At 65.3% G+C, this 16,975-nt stretch carries 17 protein-coding genes; 2 read left to right on the top strand and 15 right to left on the bottom strand.

Annotated elements, in window-relative coordinates:
• Positions 1-33: 33 nt before the first annotated feature.
• Positions 34-327, bottom strand: coding sequence for an Hpt domain-containing protein (locus tag HHL13_RS04770; RefSeq protein ID WP_169554589.1), 294 nt, complete (start codon positions 325-327; stop codon positions 34-36).
• A gap of 82 nt (positions 328-409) precedes the next feature.
• Here HHL13_RS04770 and HHL13_RS04765 point away from each other — a divergent pair, with 82 nt between their 5' ends.
• Positions 410-2,719 carry a hypothetical protein gene (locus HHL13_RS04765; RefSeq protein WP_169554588.1) on the top strand — a complete coding sequence of 770 codons (2,310 nt, stop codon included), beginning with the start codon at positions 410-412 and terminating at the stop codon, positions 2,717-2,719.
• Positions 2,720-2,723: 4 nt separating this feature from the next.
• Positions 2,724-3,167, top strand: coding sequence for a GyrI-like domain-containing protein (locus HHL13_RS04760; RefSeq protein WP_169554587.1), 444 nt, complete (start codon positions 2,724-2,726; stop codon positions 3,165-3,167).
• On the opposite strand, the gene HHL13_RS04755 is transcribed toward HHL13_RS04760, so the two are convergent.
• The 14 genes from HHL13_RS04755 to HHL13_RS04695 are packed head-to-tail and all read right to left on the bottom strand — an operon-like array spanning position 3,164 to position 16,973.
• Entirely contained in the window at positions 3,164-3,424 is a 261-nt protein-coding gene (locus tag HHL13_RS04755) for a DUF1467 family protein (protein WP_169554586.1), read from the bottom strand. The two genes, HHL13_RS04760 and HHL13_RS04755, sit on opposite strands and share 4 nt — an antisense overlap.
• A 4-nt stretch (positions 3,425-3,428) precedes the next feature.
• A complete protein-coding gene (locus tag HHL13_RS04750) occupies positions 3,429-5,063 on the bottom strand; it encodes a ribonuclease J (RefSeq protein WP_169554585.1) in 1,635 nt (544 codons plus the stop codon).
• Positions 5,064-5,093: 30 nt separating this feature from the next.
• A complete protein-coding gene (locus HHL13_RS04745; protein ID WP_169554584.1) occupies positions 5,094-5,876 on the bottom strand; it encodes a type III pantothenate kinase in 783 nt (260 codons plus the stop codon).
• A 17-nt stretch (positions 5,877-5,893) separates the two neighbouring features.
• On the bottom strand, positions 5,894-6,595 hold the full coding sequence (locus tag HHL13_RS04740) for a biotin--[acetyl-CoA-carboxylase] ligase (RefSeq protein WP_169556774.1): 702 nt from the start codon (positions 6,593-6,595) through the stop codon (positions 5,894-5,896).
• 2 nt (positions 6,596-6,597) lie between these two features.
• A complete protein-coding gene (gene nuoN, locus HHL13_RS04735; RefSeq protein ID WP_169554583.1) occupies positions 6,598-8,046 on the bottom strand; it encodes an NADH-quinone oxidoreductase subunit NuoN in 1,449 nt (482 codons plus the stop codon).
• Positions 8,046-9,626 carry an NADH-quinone oxidoreductase subunit M gene (locus HHL13_RS04730; protein WP_169554582.1) on the bottom strand — a complete coding sequence of 527 codons (1,581 nt, stop codon included), beginning with the start codon at positions 9,624-9,626 and terminating at the stop codon, positions 8,046-8,048. Before HHL13_RS04730 ends, nuoN begins: the two co-directional genes overlap by 1 nt.
• A 4-nt stretch (positions 9,627-9,630) precedes the next feature.
• Positions 9,631-11,721, bottom strand: coding sequence for an NADH-quinone oxidoreductase subunit L (gene nuoL, locus HHL13_RS04725; RefSeq protein WP_169554581.1), 2,091 nt, complete (start codon positions 11,719-11,721; stop codon positions 9,631-9,633).
• Positions 11,721-12,026, bottom strand: a complete 306-nt coding sequence (gene nuoK, locus HHL13_RS04720; RefSeq protein WP_169554580.1) for an NADH-quinone oxidoreductase subunit NuoK — start codon at positions 12,024-12,026, stop codon at positions 11,721-11,723. The genes nuoL and nuoK overlap by 1 nt, the downstream gene beginning before the upstream one ends.
• Positions 12,023-12,634: an NADH-quinone oxidoreductase subunit J gene (locus HHL13_RS04715; protein WP_169554579.1), complete on the bottom strand. Its 612-nt coding sequence runs from the start codon at positions 12,632-12,634 to the stop codon at positions 12,023-12,025. Before HHL13_RS04715 ends, nuoK begins: the two co-directional genes overlap by 4 nt.
• A 32-nt stretch (positions 12,635-12,666) precedes the next feature.
• A complete protein-coding gene (gene nuoI, locus HHL13_RS04710; protein ID WP_169554578.1) occupies positions 12,667-13,152 on the bottom strand; it encodes an NADH-quinone oxidoreductase subunit NuoI in 486 nt (161 codons plus the stop codon).
• The gene (gene nuoH, locus HHL13_RS04705) at positions 13,149-14,204 is read right to left on the bottom strand and encodes an NADH-quinone oxidoreductase subunit NuoH (protein ID WP_169554577.1); all 1,056 of its coding nucleotides are present in this window, start codon (positions 14,202-14,204) and stop codon (positions 13,149-13,151) included. Before nuoH ends, nuoI begins: the two co-directional genes overlap by 4 nt.
• Positions 14,205-14,217: 13 nt before the next feature.
• Complete coding sequence (locus tag HHL13_RS22710) at positions 14,218-14,340, bottom strand: hypothetical protein (RefSeq protein ID WP_277346986.1); 123 nt, start codon at positions 14,338-14,340, stop codon at positions 14,218-14,220.
• A gap of 3 nt (positions 14,341-14,343) precedes the next feature.
• Entirely contained in the window at positions 14,344-16,344 is a 2,001-nt protein-coding gene (gene nuoG, locus HHL13_RS04700) for an NADH-quinone oxidoreductase subunit NuoG (protein ID WP_169554576.1), read from the bottom strand.
• Positions 16,344-16,973 (bottom strand): hypothetical protein, encoded by a 630-nt coding sequence (locus HHL13_RS04695; protein ID WP_169554575.1) that lies wholly within the window; start codon positions 16,971-16,973, stop codon positions 16,344-16,346. The genes nuoG and HHL13_RS04695 overlap by 1 nt, the downstream gene beginning before the upstream one ends.
• Positions 16,974-16,975 lie beyond the last annotated feature (2 nt).

The following is a 16,975-nucleotide window of genomic DNA, read 5'->3' as shown; positions in this document are numbered from 1 at the left end:
AACTTCAATGAGGGGCGCAAGCGCCGCAGCGGATCAGAGGCGTTCGATGGCCCGATGCAGGCGGCGCAGCGTGGCGCCGTCATGAGCCAGGCCATTGGCGGCTTCGCCCGCCAGCGCCATCAGGCGAACCGCGCCGAAGCTTGCGGCAAGGCCCTTGAGGCGCAGCGCGGCCGAGGTCCAGCCATCCGGCGTATCGGCGGACTTCATGCCCTCCAGATTGCGCTTCACGCCATCGAGGAAAGCCTCGCGAAGCTCCGCGATCAGCGCGGGCTCGTCGCCCACCGCCGCCGCCAACGTCGCATCGATTGCACCCGGATCATACGCCATGACCGGAACATAGCTTAACCAACGTTAATGCTTCGTTTCTGTACCTAGTTGGTCCGGGAGCGAAATGTGGTAAATGGGACACATGACAGGGGCCAAAACTGCCGAACCCATTCTCGCGTCGACGGCAAGCGACGACGAGGAGCTATTGCTCGCGAACGACATGCCCCCGGCACCGTCGCCCGAGCCGGAACCTGTGTATCTGGTCGAGGCTGAGGAAGAAGACGCGCCGCGCCGCCGTTTCGGCTGGCTGCTGCCCGCGCTGGCGATCCTGCTGGTCGCAGGCTGGTTTGCCGGCGCGCTATGGGCCCTGCGCGATGTGCTGACGCAGCCGATGGCGCCGATCGATTTCATCCGGCTCGTCGCCGAACTTTGCGTCCCGCCGATCCTGATCGGCATCGTCTATTTGCTCGCGATGCGCACGAGCCGGGCGGAAGCGCGCCGTTTCGGCGCAACGGCTCGTGCGATGCGTGCCGAGGCTGTCGCGCTCGAGGGCGTGGTCGAAGCGCTGGCCCGGCGGATCGAGGAAAACCGCGCAGCGCTGGCGCAACAGACGACGACCCTGATGGCGATGGGCGATGCCGCAGCCGAACGCATGTCGAGCCTGGCGACCGAAATGGGCCAGCAGGCCCGCGTCGTCGATGCGAGCACGCGTACGCTGGTCGAAGCGGTGAGCGACGCCGAAAAGAGCGTCGCGGTGGTCCTCTCCTCGCTGCCCAAGGCGCATGAGGAGATGCAGGGCATGGCCGCCCGCGTCGATGCCGCCGGCCTGATCGCCAGCGAGCGCGCTGCTTCGCTCGATACCCAGCTCACCGCCCTCGCCGATCGGGGTCGTGAGGCCGACAGCGTCGCGGGCGGCGCAGCCGACCGGCTCGCCGCGCATATCGCGCGAATGGAAGCGACCAGCGAGACCGCCAGCGCGAAGCTGGAACAGGTCACCGGCGAAATGTCGGTCGCCGTCGACGCGGTGCTCGATCGCGCCGCCAATGCGGTGGACGAAGCGCGCAAGGGGATCGCCGCGCAGGGCGAAGCGATGCTCGCCATGCTCGAAGCCAATCAGGCCGCGCTGGATCGCGCGGGCAAGGACAGCGCCGAGGCGCTGGCCGGGCGGATCGCGACGATCGAGGAAGCGGTCGGCCGCATCTCGTCGCGGCTCGGCGAGGAGCAGGATCGCGGCACCGAACTGTTCCGCACGCTCACCGATGGCGTGAAGCGCACCGATCAGGAGCTCTCCGTCTTCCACGCGGCCGGCATGGACCGCACGCAGGCGCTGGCCGCACAGGTCAGTGCGCTCGGCGAGTCCTTCGAAGCCACCGCCGCTTCGATGCGCGCGGGCGAGACGACGGCGCGCGCGGTCATCGCGACGTCCGAGGATCTGCTCACCGCGCTCGACGCCTCCGCGCGCGAGATCGACGAAACACTGCCCGAAGCGCTCGACCGGCTCGATCACCGGATCGCGCTCAGCCGCAAGGTGGTTTCGGAGAGCAAGCCCGAGCTGCTTGCGCTGGTCACCGCGGCGGAAAGCACCCACGACGCGATCGAAGCGATCGCCGATGTGGTCAAGCAGCAGACCGATACCCTCGCCAAGACGCAGGAATCGCTGATCGAAACGCTCGCCAACGGGCGCGAAAAGGCCAACGACCTCGAAGCGATCGTCGACGACGCCATCTCGACCACGCGCCGCTTCGCGTCAGAAGCCGCGCCGCAGCTGATCGACGCGCTGCTCCGGGTTCGCGAGACATCGGCGCAGGCCGCCGATCATGCCCGCAACACGCTGGCCGGGATCGTGCCGGTAGCCGAGGCTGCGCTGGAGGAAGCCGGCAATGCCGCGCTCAGCCGCGCGATGGATGCCTCCGTGCGCCGTCAGCTGGGCGAATTGGCCGAGACCACCGAAGCCGCGGTCAACGCCGCATCGCGCGCATCCGAACGCCTCACCCAGCAGATGCTGGCGCTGGCCGACACCACCGCGCAGATCGACCGCCAGATCGACAAGGCGCGCGCCGAGCATGAGAAGAACGACAGCGACAATTTCGCCCGCCGCGTGACGCTCCTGATCGAAGCGCTCAATTCGGCCTCGATCGACATCACCAAGAGCTTCTCGGCCGAAGTGACCGACAGCGCATGGTCGGCCTATCTCAAGGGCGATCGCGGCGTCTTCACCCGCCGCGCGGTGCGGCTGCTCGACGCAGGCGAGACCCGCGAAGTCGCACGCCTGTACGACGCCGACGACGTGTTCCGCGACAACGTCAATCGCTACATCCATGATTTCGAAGCGATGCTCCGCCAGATCCTCGCGCTGCGCGACGGCTCGCCGCTGGGCGTGACCCTGCTTTCGTCGGACATGGGCAAGCTCTACGTCGCGCTGGCACAGGCGATCGAGCGGTTGCGGGGCTGACCGCGTGACGCCAAGGCTGGTCGACGGCGCGGCGCTGCATCTTGCGGGCATCCGCCGGCGCCATGCGCCCGGCAAGATGCCCGCCGAATCGCGGCGTCAGTGGATGGATCTGGTCGCGCTGGGCAACCTGCCCGGACAGGTCTCGCAAATCGCCTATGGCCTGCATCTGGAAGCGCCGGATGCGGCGACGGTCGACTATTTCACCGCCGTGGAAGTCGCGGGCTTCGACGGCCTGCCCGATACGGTGGAACGCATGATCCTGCCCGCGCAGCGCTATGCGATGTTCGCGCATGACGGGCATGTCAACGACGCCCGGACGCTGCGCGCGCGGATCGCGGCCGAACATGGCGGCAAGTTCGGGACGCCCGATTTCGAACGGTTCCACGAAAGCTTCGACCCGATTTCCGCCACCGGGCGAATCGAGCTGTGGTTTCCGCTCGCGCCCTAGTGCGCCCAGTCGAGCATGTCGGTGGTCACCCAGCCGAAATAATAGTTGAGCATGAACAGTCCGAACAGGATCGCCGACACGATCGTCGTCCGGATCGCCACCCGCTTGATATCGAAATTATGGGGCGCGCTGTCTGCCTGACCCGGGACGAGTTCAGCGCCGGCCTCGGCTGCGGTGCGGACCCCGAACGGCAGGACGAAGAAGACGCAGATCCACCAGAACAGCACATAGATTGCGAGCGCGGATTGCCATTTCATCGGATCAGGCCTCGATCAGCAGCACGTCGACGACCGGCTTCTTGCCGGTAAAGCGCGTCGCGGTGCGCCGCACCGCCAGTCGCAGGGCCTCGCGCAGCGCTTCGCCGCCCGACTTGCCGGCGCGGACCGCCTCGGCGGCCGCCGCCGAAGCCTCATCGATGAACTTGTCGCGATCTTCCTCGACCGGAACGCCCTGCACCTTGATCTGCGGCGTGCCGATCAGCCGCCCGCCCTTCAGCGCGACCGCGACCGAAATCTGGCCGTAGAGCGCAACGCGCCGGCGCTCGTTGATCGTCGCGCCGTCCGCAGGGAGGATCACGTCGCCATCCAGAACGAGGCGGCCGGCATGGGCCTCACCGATCTTCTTCGGCTTGCCCGGCGCGAGGCGGATGATGTCGCCATTCACCTGCACGACCGACTGCGGCACGCCCTGTTCGCGGGCGAAACGCGCCTGTTCGTGCATGTGGCGGACCTCGCCGTGCACCGGCAGGATGATCTCGGGACGGATCCACTTGTACATCTCGGCCAGTTCCGGACGCCCGGGATGGCCGGAAACGTGGATGAAGGCCTGCCGGTCGGTGACCAACTCGACGCCCTGCCCCGCCAGGATGTTCATGATCCGCCCGATCGCGATCTCGTTGCCCGGGATCTGGCGCGACGAGAACAGCACCGTGTCGCCCTTGCCCAGCTTGATCTGGTGATTGCCTTCGGCGATCCGCGACAGCGCGGCGCGCGGTTCGCCCTGCCCGCCGGTCGCGACGATCATCACCCGGCTGGGCGGCAGGGTCATCGCGGTGTCGAAATCGATCGTCTCGGGGAAATCGCGCAGATAGCCGGTCTGCTTGGCGACGCGCAGGATGCGATCGAGCGAACGGCCCGCGACGCAGAGTTGGCGCCCCGTATCCACCGCGACTTCGCCCAGCGTCTGAAGCCGTGCGGCGTTCGAGGCGAAGGTGGTGACGAGGACGCGCCCCTTGCAGCCCGCAACGACCTCATCGAGCCCCTTGCGGACTTCGCCTTCCGAACCCGACGCTTCGGGATTGAACACGTTGGTGGAATCGCACACGAGCGCCAGCACGCCTTCGTCGCCGATCGCGGTCAGTTCCTCGGCGGTCGAAGCACCGCCAAGCGAGGGCGTCTCGTCCAGCTTCCAGTCGCCGGTGTGCATGATCTTGCCGTACGGCGTCTCGATCAGCACCGCGTTGCCTTCGGGGATCGAGTGGGCGAGCGGGACATAGCGGACGGTGAACGGCCCGATATCGAACGGCTCCTCATCCTTGACGACGTTCAGCCGGACGCGGTCCTCGACGCCTTCTTCCTCCAGCTTACCCCGGATCAGCCCGGCGGTGAACGGCGTCGCGTAAAGCGGCACGCCCAGATCGGCGGCGAGATAGGGCAGCGCGCCGATATGATCCTCATGCCCGTGGGTCAGCACGATGCCGAGCAGATCGTCCAGCCGCTCCTCGATGAACTGCAGGTCGGGCAGGATCACGTCCACGCCGGGATAGCTGGCGTCGCCGAAGGTGATGCCGCAATCGACCATCAGCCACTTGCCCTGCGTGCCATAGAGATTGACGTTCATGCCAATCTCGCCGGAGCCGCCAAGGGCGAGGAAGAGAAGTTCTTTAGCCGGAGTCACAATATTCCAATCTGTTCGGCCGCCAAACGCTCAAACCGCGTTATGGCTGCGCTGCCAGAGCATCGACAGGCCCTGGATGGTGAGGTCGGGTTCGATCGTATCGAACACGTCGGTCTGTTTCTCGAAAAGCACCGCGAGACCGCCGGTGGCGATGACTTTCGACGGGCGGCCCACTTCGGCCTTCAGCCGGGCGACCAGCCCCTCGATCATCGCGATATAGCCCCAATAGATGCCGATATGCATCTGGTCCACGGTATTGCGCCCGACCACGCTGGTGCCCTGCGGCGCTTCGATCGCGATGCGGGGCAGCTTGGCCGCGGCGCTGACCAGCGCGTCGAGCGACAGGTTGATACCCGGGGCGATGATCCCGCCCTTGTAGGCGCCCTTGAAATCGGTGACGTCGAACGTGGTCGCCGTGCCGAAATCGATGATGATCAGGTCACCCTGGTGCCGGGCATGGGCGGCGATCATGTTCAGCGCGCGATCGGCGCCGAGATTTTCCGGCTCGTCCACGTCGAGCTGGAAGCCCCATTGGGCATTGCCCTTGCCCGCGATCACCGCTTCGGTCTTGAAATATTTGCTGCTGAGCACCTGCAGATTGTGCAGCGCGCGCGGAACGACCGTACCGATGATCACGCCGGTCACCGACGCCATCGTGTAGCCTTCGAGGCTGAGCAGTTGGCTGAGCCAAACGGCATATTCGTCCGCCGTGCGCCGCGGGTCGGTGGCGATCCGCCAGCGTGCGCGGATTTCGCCGGAATCGACCAGCGCGAAGACGACATTGGTATTGCCGGCGTCGATCGCGAGCAGCATCAGGCTTCCTCTCCTGCCTAGATCAGGAACACATCGGCGGCGTGAATGACACGGCTGGTGCCATCGGCCAAGCGAAGGATGAGCGCGCCCTCGCCGGTCAGGCCGCCGAACAGCCCGTCATGCGAACTGCCATCGGCTTCGCGCGCGGTGAGCGCCGTGCCGATCGGGTGCGCGCGCTCGGTCCAGCGATCGCGGATCGGCGCGAGCCCCTCGCCCCGCCAGCGCGCGATCCAGCGCTGAAGGCTTTCGGCGAGTGTTTCGAGGAAGACATGCGGATCGGGCGCGACGCCGTGCGCCGCAAGGCTCGTGACCGGACGCTCCAGATTCTCCGGATGATATGCGAGGTTCACGCCGATCCCGATCACCACAGCGTCATCCACGCGCTCGAGCAGGATGCCGCACAGCTTCGCGCCGTCGATCAGCAGGTCGTTGGGCCATTTGAGCATCGCCCGGCCCGGCAGGAAGGTCGAGACCGCATCCTCGATCGCGACCGCGGCGACCAGCGCCAGCGTGGCCGGCTGCGGATCGCTGGGGCGCAGGCGAACCAGGGTGCTCGCGAACAGATTGCCGGCGGGGGATTCCCACGCCCGGCCCTGCCGACCCTTCCCCGCCGTCTGGCGCTCGGCCCTCAGCCACAGGCCCTCGCTCGCCCCGCTGCGGGCGAGCTCGGCGACATCGGCATTGGTCGAGCCCGTCTCGGCGACGGTGCGGATCGTGATGCTCAGAACAGCGACTTCGCGGCCAGCATCGTCCAGGCCGACAGGCAGGTCAGGCCGAACATGCCGATCGGCGAGACCGCCGCCGCGCTCAGCACGATCAGGCCGCCCTCGACCACGCCCGGCGTACCTTCGAACTTCGGCGCGGCCTTGTCGAAATACATCCGCTTGACGATCGAGAGATAATAGAAGGCGCCCGGCACCGAACCGACGATACCGATCGCGGCGAGCCAGAACAGGTTCGCCTGAACCGCCGCGTTGAACACTTCGAACTTCGAGAAGAAGCCGAGCAGCGGCGGAATGCCGGCGAGGCTGAACATGAAGATCGCAAGCGCCGCGGCGAGGCCGGGCCGCGTGCGCGACATGCCCGACAGGCTGTCGATTTCCTCGATCTGGTTGCCGTTGCCGTCGCGCATCTGGAGCACGATCAGGAAGCAGCCGATGGTCATGACGACATAGACCGCCATGTAGAACAGCACGCTGGCAACGCCCGCCTGCGTACCGGCCGCCAAGCCGATCAGCGCGAAGCCGACATTGTTGATCGACGAATAGGCCAGCAGGCGCTTGATGTTCTTCTGCCCGATCGCGCCGAACGCACCGAGGATGATCGAGGCAAGCGCCGCGAACACCACGATCTGGCGCCAGTCATGGATCGCGGGGCCCATCGCCTCGGTCGCCACGCGGACGGCCATCGCCATTGCCGCCATCTTGGGCGCGCTGGCGAAGAAGGTCGTCACCGGGGTTGGCGCGCCTTCATAAACGTCGGGAGTCCACATGTGCAGCGGCACCGCACTGACCTTGAAGGCCAGGCCGGCGAAGACGAACACGAGGCCGATCAACAGGCCGAGCGATCCGTCCGCCGATGCATAGGCATCGGCGATGCCCGAGAACAGGGTAGTGCCGCTGAAGCCATAGACCAGGCTGATGCCGTACAGCAGCATCCCCGAGGCCAGCGCGCCGAGGACGAAATACTTCAGGCCCGCTTCGGCCGAACGCGCGTCGCGACGCATGAAGCTGGCGAGGACGTAGGAAGCCAGGCTCATCAGCTCGAGGCCGACATACAGGGTCAGCAGGTCGCCCGCCGATACCATCATGCCCATGCCCACCGTCGAAAGCAGGATCAGCACCGGATATTCGGGGCGCAGATCCTCACCCGACGTGCGCTGGAAGAAACCCGGCGCAATCAGGATGCAGACAGCCGCCGCGGCGTAGATCACCGTCTTGGCGAAGGCCGCGAACATGTCCGCACGGAACAGGCCGTCGAACGCCGCGCCGCCCGCCGAAGCCGGGCCGAACAGCGCGATGAACGCGCCGCCCAGGACCGCCACCGCGGCATAGCTCACCGCGCGGGTCGATGCCTGCCCGCCCCATGCGGCGACGAGCATCAGCAGGACCGCGCCCACGCCGAGAACGATCTCGGGCAGGGTCATCGCGAGTTGGAGGGAATAGGACATCAGTGCGCCTCGGTCTTTGCGGCGGGTTCGCCGTGCGCAGCAGGGGCGCCATGTTCGTCACCATGCGCCGCCTTGGCGGCCGCGGGGTTGCCCGACGTGGGCTGGGAATCGCTCGCAGGCTTCGCGCGCTCGATCCGCTCGACGAGGCGAGCGACGTCGGGACGCATCGGCTTGAGGAAGCTTTCCGGATACACGCCCATCCACAGTACGACGGCAGCGATCGGCGCCAGCGTCAGCATCTCGCGGCTGTTGAGGTCCGGCATCGCGCGGACATCGTCCTTCGTGAGATCGCCGAACACGACCCGGCGATAGAGGTACAGCATGTACGCCGCGCCAAGGATGATGCCGGTGGTCGCCAGCAACGCATAGAGCGTCGAGATCTGGTAGATGCCCGCCAGCGCGAGGAATTCGCCGATGAAGTTGCTCGTGCCCGGCAGGCCGACCGACGCCATCGTGAACAGCATGAACAGCACAGCGTATTTCGGCATGTTGATCGCGAGGCCGCCGTACCGGTCGATCTCGCGGGTGTGCAGCCGGTCGTAGATCACGCCGACGCACAGGAACAGCGCGCCCGAGACGAGGCCGTGGCCCAGCATGACCATCATCGCGCCTTCGATGCCCTGCGCGTTGAACGCGAACAGGCCGAAGGTCACGATCGCCATGTGCGCGACCGACGAATAGGCGATCAGCTTCTTCATGTCGCTCTGCACCAGCGCGACGAGCGAGGTGTAGATCACTGCGACGGCCGACAGACCGAACACGAGCCATACGAGCTGCGCAGAGGCTTCGGGGAACATCGGCAGCGAGAAACGCAGGAAGCCGTAGCCGCCCAGCTTCAGCAGCACGCCCGCCAGGATCACCGAACCGGCGGTCGGCGCCTGCACGTGCGCGTCGGGAAGCCAGGTGTGGACCGGCCACATCGGCATCTTGACCGCAAACGAAGCGAAGAAGGCCAGCCACAGCCATGTCTGCACATGCGCCGGGAAGTCGTACGCCATCAGCGTCGGGATGTCCGAAGTGCCCGCGGTGATGACCATGTACATCATCGCGATCAGCATCAGCAGCGAGCCGAGCAGCGTGTACAGGAAGAACTTGTACGACGCGTAGATGCGGTTCGCCCCGCCCCAGATGCCGATGATCAGGTACATCGGGATCAGGCCGGCTTCGAAGAAGATGTAGAACAGGAAGATGTCCTGCGCCGCGAAGGTGCCGATCATCAGCACTTCGGTGACGAGGAACGCCGCCATATATTCGGACACGCGATCCTTGATCGCGTCCCAGCTCGCCAGGATGCAGATCGGCATCAGGAACACGCTGAGCATGATCAGCATCAGCGCGAAGCCGTCGATGCCGAGCGCCCAGGAGAAGCGGCCGAGCACGGCGCTGTTCTCGACGAACTGCCACTGCGCGGCGTGCGCGCTCATGTCGAAATTCGCCCAGAGCAGGATGCCCAGCACGAAATCGATCAGGGTTGCGCCGAGCGCGATCCAGCGCGCCGACTTCGCGTCGACGAACAGGCAGGCAATGGCGGCGATCGCGGGGACCGCCAGCATGACCGAAAGGATTGGGAAGCCGTTCATGCGCTTAGCCCACCATGAACCAGGTGATGGCCGCTGTGAGGCCGATCAGCATGACGAACGCATAGCTATAGACATATCCCGATTGCAGGCGAACCGCGCCAACGCTGCCAAGCTGGACCAGCTTCGCGAGACCGTTGGGGCCGAACCGATCGATCGTGCCCTCATCGCCCTTCTTCCAGAAGAAGCGTCCGATCGCGAAGGCGGGCTTCACGAACAGGAAATTGTAGAGCTCGTCGAAATACCATTTGTTGAGCAGGAAGGTGTAGAGCGGACGGAACTGCTCGACGAACCGCGCCGGGAAGCCCGGATTGCGGATATAGGCGTACCAGCCGATCAACAGGCCGCTGACCATCGCGATGGTCGCGGAAAGCTTCACCAGCGTCGGCACCTCGTGCATCGCGTGCATCAGATGGGTGTCGAACGCGAGCGCCCCCTTCCAGAATTCCGCACCCGTCTCGGCTTCGATGAAGAAGCCGTGGAAGACGAAGCCCGCAGCAACCGCGCCGATGGTCAGCACCACCAACGGGATCAGCATGACCCACGGGCTTTCATGCGGGTGATACCCCGCCGTGCCCGTCGCCGGACCGTGATGGTGATGATCGTCATGGCCGTGCGCATCGTGCGGGGCGTGACCGGCATCTTCCTCCGACGGCGCGTCATGATGATCGCCGTGGCCGTGTGCGTCGTGCACCGCGTGCTGGATATGCTCCGATCCCGCCCAGCGCGGCGCGCCGTAGAAGGTCAGGAAGATCAGGCGCCAGCTGTAGAAGCTGGTGATGAGCGCGACGCCCACGCCGACCCAGAAGGCGCTGGGATAGCCTGCGGCCCATGCCGCTTCGATGATCGCGTCCTTCGAATGGAACCCCGCGAAACCGATGGCGAGATGGTTGCCGAATACAGCCGGGATGCCGAGACCGGTGATCGCGAGCGTACCCGCCATCATCGTCCAGAAGGTGATCGGGATGTGCTTACGCAGGCCGCCATAATAGCGCATGTCCTGCTCGTGGTGCATCGCATGGATCACCGAGCCGGCGCCGAGGAACAGCAGCGCCTTGAAGAAGGCGTGCGTGAACAGGTGGAACATCGCCGCACCGTATGCGCCGACGCCTGCGGCGAAGAACATGTAGCCGAGCTGCGAGCAGGTCGAATAGGCGATCACGCGCTTGATGTCGGTCTGCGTCATGCCGACCGTCGCGGCGAACAGGCAGGTCGCCGCGCCGACGAAGGTGACGACATGCTGCGCGACTTCGCTCGTTTCGAACATCGGCGACAGGCGGCAGACCATGAATACGCCGGCGGTGACCATCGTCGCCGCGTGGATCAGCGCCGACACGGGGGTCGGGCCTTCCATCGCGTCCGGCAACCAGGTGTGCAGGCCGAGCTGCGCCGACTTGCCCATCGCGCCGACGAACAGCAGCAGGCAGAGCACGGTCATCGTGTCGAACCGCATCCCGAGGAAGCCGATCGTCGAACCCGCCATGCCCGGCGCGGCGGCGAGGATCGTCGGAATGTCGATCGTGCCGAACACCAGGAAGGTGCCGAAGATGCCGAGCATGAAGCCCAGATCGCCGACGCGGTTGACGACGAATGCCTTGATCGCGGCCGCGTTGGCCGAGGGTTTCTTGAACCAGAATCCGATCAGCAGATACGAGGCGAGACCCACGCCTTCCCAGCCGAAGAACATCTGGACCAGATTGTTCGCAGTCACGAGCATCAGCATCGCGAAGGTGAACAGCGAGAGATAGGCGAAGAAGCGCGGCTGATCCGGATCCTCGCTCATATAGCCCCAGCTATAGAGGTGGACGAGCGCCGAAACGCTGGTGATCACCACCAGCATCGTCGCGGTCAGCGCATCGACGCGGAGCGCCCACTGGACGTCCATCGCGCCCGACAGGATCCAGGTGAAGCCCGGTGCGACCGACGCTTCATCACCGCCGAGATAGCGGATGAAGATGCTCCACGAGAGCGCGCACGCCAGGAACAGGCCACCGGTGGTGACGAGCTTCGGAAATGCCGTGCCGAACGCCTTGTTCGAAAGGCCGCCGATCGCCGCGGTGATGAGCGGGATCAGGACAATGAAATGAATGGTCGACATCAGCCCTTCATCCGATTGACGTCGTCGACTGCGATCGTGCCGCGGCCACGGAAATAGATGACGAGGATGGCGAGACCGATCGCGGCTTCACCGGCTGCGACGGTCAGGACGAACATCGCGAACACCTGACCGACCATGTCGTTCAGCGACGCCGAGAAGGCGACGAGGTTCAGATTCACCGCAAGCAGGATCAGCTCGATCGCCATCAGAATGACGATCAGGTTCTTGCGGTTCATGAAGATGCCCAGCACGCCCAGCGTGAAGAGAATGGCCGAGACGACCAGATAATGGGTGATGCCGATCACAGCTCGACCCCCTGCCCGACCGGCGGTTTCATGTTGCGCGTCGCATCCTTCTGGCGGCGATTGATCTGACGGTTGATGTTCTGCTTGTGGACGTCGCCGCGCTGGCGGTGCGTCAGCACGATCGCGCCGATCATGGCGACGAGCAGGACGAAGCCGGCAGCTTCGAAGATGAACAGATAGCGGGTGTAGAGCAGCTGCCCCAGCGCCTCGATGTTCGGCAACGTGCCGTCGGTCGGCGCGATACGACGGCCGAGCTGCAGCCCGCCCGCGCTCCACGCGCCCACCGCGATCACGATCTCGGCGGCCAGCGCCACGGCGAGCGCAAGGCCCACCGCCGCATAGCGCATTACGCCCGCGCGAAGCTCGGCGAAGTCGATGTCGAGCATCATGACGACGAACAGGAACAGCACCGCGACCGCGCCGACATATACGATGACCAGCAGCATCGCGATGAACTCGGCGCCTGCGAGCACCATCAGCCCCGCTGCGTTGAAGAAGGCGAGGATGAGCCAGAGCACCGAATGCACCGGATTGCGCGCCAGGATCGTCATCGCCGCGGACGCGACGACCACGATGGCGAACAGGTAAAAGGCGAGTATCTGGATCACGGAATCAATCGGCCCCTGAAGCTGGCGTGCGCTTAACGATACGGTGCATCGGCGGCAAGGTTCGCGGCGATGGCGCGCTCCCAGCGGTCGCCGTTGGCGAGCAGTTTCGACTTGTCGTAGATCAGCTCTTCGCGCGTTTCGGTCGCGAATTCGAAATTCGGCCCCTCGACGATGGCGTCCACCGGGCAAGCCTCCTGACACAGCCCGCAATAGATGCACTTGGTCATGTCGATGTCGTAGCGCGTGGTGCGGCGGCTGCCGTCGTCACGCGGCTCGGCCTCGATCGTGATCGCCAGCGCCGGACAGATCGCCTCGCACAGCTTGCACGCGATGCAGCGCTCTTCGCCATTGGGATAACGGCGCAGCGCATGCTCGCCGCGGAAGCGGGGCGAGATCGGGTTCTTCTCGTACGGATAGTTGATCGTCGCCTTGGGCTTGAAGAAATACTTCAAGGTCAGCGCGTGCGCCTTCACGAACTCCCAGAGGGTGAAGGAACGGATGGTCTGGGCGATGCTCATACGGGCAATCCAACGCGGGTGATCATCAGATACCCGGAAACGAGGAACACGAAGATCAGCGACAGCGGCAGGAAGATCTTCCAGCCCAGCCGCATCAGCTGGTCGTAGCGGTAGCGCGGTACGGTGGCCTTCACCCAGCTGAAGCAGAAGAAGAAAAACAGGATCTTCGCGAACAGCCAGATGATGCCCGGCACATAATAGAGCGGCGCCCAGTCGAACGGCGGCAGGTATCCGCCCCAGAACAGGGTCGCGTTCAGCGTGCACATCAGCAGCACGTTGGCATATTCGCCCAGCCAGTAGAGCGCGAAGCTCATCGACGAATATTCGGTCTGGTAACCCGCGACGAGCTCGGACTCGGCTTCGGTCAGATCGAACGGTGCGCGCTGGGTTTCGGCCAGCGACGAGATGAAGAACACCACCGCCATCGGGAACAGCAGCGGGTTGAACCCGAACCCGTTGAGGAAGCCCAGCACATGGCCCTGCTGCTCGTTGACGATCACCGACAGGTTGAAGCTGCCGGCCCACAGCACGACCGCGATCAGGACGAAGCCGATCGAGACTTCATAGCTGACCATCTGCGCAGCAGCACGGATCGCCGAGTAGAACGGGTATTTCGAGTTCGACGCCCAGCCCGCGAGGATGATGCCGTACACGCCGAGCGACGAAGCCGCGAGGATGTAGAGCAGGCCGACATTGATGTTCGACAGCACCACGCCCGCCTGGAACGGCACCACCGCCCACACGATCAGCGCGACCGTGAAGGTGATGATCGGCGCGAGCAGGAAAAGCACCTTGTTCGCACCAGACGGGATGATCGTTTCCTGCAGGAAGACCTTCAGGCCGTCCGCGAACGACTGGAGCAGGCCCAGCGGGCCTACCACGTTCGGACCGCGGCGCAGCGCCATCGCCGCCCAGATCTTGCGATCGGCATAGATGATCATCGCGACGGCGAGCATCAGCGGGAGGGCGATCACGAGGATGCCGACGATGGTCGATACGAACCATGCCCATTCATAGGGCAGGCCGACAAAATTCTGGAAGAAGGCGGTCATCGGGAAAGCTCCATCATCCGGTGACCCAGAACAGCAGCGCCAGCCCGGCAATCAGCAGCACAGCCAGCGCCAAAAGCGCGAATTGCGCCCTGACTGGCAGCAACTCGAACCAGTGACCGATGAGAAACTGGAACATGCATCACTCCGCCGCCTCCGCAAAGTCTGCGCCGTGGATCAGTTCAGCCGAGCAGCGCTGCATCGTCGGGCTGGCCCGGCAGATGGCGTTGGTGAGGTAGAAGTCCTTGAGCGGATAGCCGACCGGACCGCTCGCCTTGGCCGCGAGCTTCGGCGGCGACCAGTCGTAACCGGCCAGCCCCTCCTGCCCCAACGCCGGCACATCCGCCGCCATCGCCGAACGCAGTTCGTCGAGCGTGTCGAACGGCAGCGTGTGGCCGATCTTGTCGGACAGCGCGCGCAGGATCGTCCAGTCCTCACGGGCATCGCCCGGCGGGAACACGGCACGGTCGCCGCGCTGCACACGGCCCTCCAGGTTCACATAGGTGCCCGGCTTCTCGGCATAGGTCGCGCCCGGCAGGATCACATCGGCATGATGCGCGCCGGTATCGCCATGATGGCCGATATAGACCTTGAAGCTGCCCTCGAACGCCGAGAAATCGACTTCGTCGGCGCCGAGGAAGAAGGTCAGCTTCGGCGCGGATGCAACCACGTCGGCGATGCCACCCTTTTGCGCATAGCCGAGCATCAGCCCGCCCATCCGCGCCGCGGCGATATGGACGACGTTATAGCCGTTCCAGCCATCACGCATGAACCCGCCCGCCATCGCCAGCGTCGGGCCATGCCCGTCCTTCAGCGCGCCGGGGCCGAGGATCAGCATCGGCTTCTTGGCTTCGTCGATCGCCTGCGCAGCCTGAGCCGGCAGCTTGGCGAGCAGGCCCAGATCGTTGCCGAGCCATTCGACCTTGTAGGTCAGATCGGTCTCGGGGCCGATGGCGAAGACCTTCGCGCCCTTCTTGATCGCCTTGCGCACGCGGGTGTTCACCAGCGACGCTTCCCAGCGCAGATTGGTGCCGACCAGCAGGATCGCATCGGCTTCTTCGACACCGGCGATGGTCGAATTGAACGCCACCGCGGCCAGATTGCTGGTGTCATAGGCCATGCCGGTCTGGCGGCCTTCGAGCAGGTCCGAACCGAGCGACTTGAGGAGCGCCTTTGCCGCGAACATCGTCTCGCAATCGAGCAGGTCGCCCGCGATGGCCGCGACGCTGGACCCGGCACCCTTGGCGGCCTTGGCGACTTCGGCGAATGCTTCGTCCCACGTCGCTTCGACCAGCTTGCCGCCCTTGCGGACATAGGGCTTGTCGAGGCGGCGGCGCGACAGGCCGTCGACATGGTGGCGCGTCTTGTCGTGCGCCCATTCCTCGTTGACGTCCTCGTTGATGCGCGGCAGCGCGCGCAGCACGGCACGGCCGCGGCTGTCGAGGCGGATATTGGTGCCGACCGCGTCGGTCACGTCGATCGCGAGCGTCTTCTTGAGCTCCCACGGACGCGCTTCGAACGCATAGGGCTTCGACGTCAGCGCGCCGACCGGGCACAGATCGACGACATTGCCCGAAAGCTCGCTGGTCACGGCCTTTTCGAGGTACGACGTGATCTGCATGTCCTCGCCGCGATAGATCGCGCCGATTTCCTCCACGCCCGCCACTTCCTCGGCGAAGCGCACGCAGCGAGTGCACTGGATGCACCGGGTCATCACCGTCTTGACGATCGGACCCATGTACTTCTCGGTCACCGCGCGCTTGTTCTCGGTGTAGCGCGAATGGCCGCGGCCATAGGCGACCGACTGGTCCTGCAGGTCGCACTCGCCGCCCTGATCGCAGATCGGGCAATCGAGCGGGTGGTTGATCAGCAGGAATTCCATCACGCCTTCGCGCGCGGCCTTCACCATTGCGCTGTCGGTGCGGATTTCCTGATTGTCGGCGGCGGGCAGTGCGCACGAAGCCTGCGGCTTGGGCGGCCCCGGCTTCACTTCGACCAGGCACATGCGGCAATTGCCGGCAATCGACAGCCGCTCATGATAGCAGAAACGCGGAATCTCCTTGCCCGCGGCCTCGCAGGCCTGGAGCACGGTCGCCCCGGCGGGGACTTCCACTTCGATTCCGTCGACTTTTAGCTTGGGCATTACTGGGTTCCCGCTTGGGCAGGTGCAGCGCTTCCGCTGCGAGACTTGAACAGGGCTTCGGCGAGAAGACCGTGGAGCATGGCGCGATCGAAACCGATCTGGGCGCCTTTCGGGGTGCAGCCCGCGATCACCGGAATGATGCGGCTCAACGCCGCCTTCTCCTCCGGTGAACGCAACGGTGAACGAACGAAGCGATCGGCGCCGAACGGATCGCGCTGCGCCACGCACAGCGTGACGTCATAGCTCGCCAGTCGCGAATTTCCGCTCCCGGTGAACGGCGCATCGGATACCGGCAGATCGGCCGGAGGATCGGAATAGGTATCGAGATAGAGACGCTCGGCCACCACGCCGCGGAACGATGCCTGCCGCATACTCAGCTTGCCGCTGGCGTTCATGCAGCCGTCGCGGCGGGAAATCGCCGCCTGGAACATCTTCTTGGTCTCTTCCGTCTCAGGCTGCATCGCCAGCAACGCACGCGCCTTGGTGGGCTCGCCCCGCACGAAACAGCGCGCGAGGTCCTGCATCATGCGATACGAGCGTTCCGGGCTCTCGGTCTGCGCCTGCGCGGGTGGCGCGGCGCAGCCCGCGGCGGCAGCGATTGCCGCAGCAAGGGTCAGGACGGCGCGCATCG

It is taken from the genome of Sphingomonas sp. G-3-2-10, assembly GCF_012927115.1.
Classification (GTDB): Bacteria; Pseudomonadota; Alphaproteobacteria; order Sphingomonadales; family Sphingomonadaceae; genus Sphingomonas.
The sequence above is the reverse complement of the archived record's forward strand: the minus strand, read 5'-3'. Positions and strand labels throughout refer to the sequence as shown.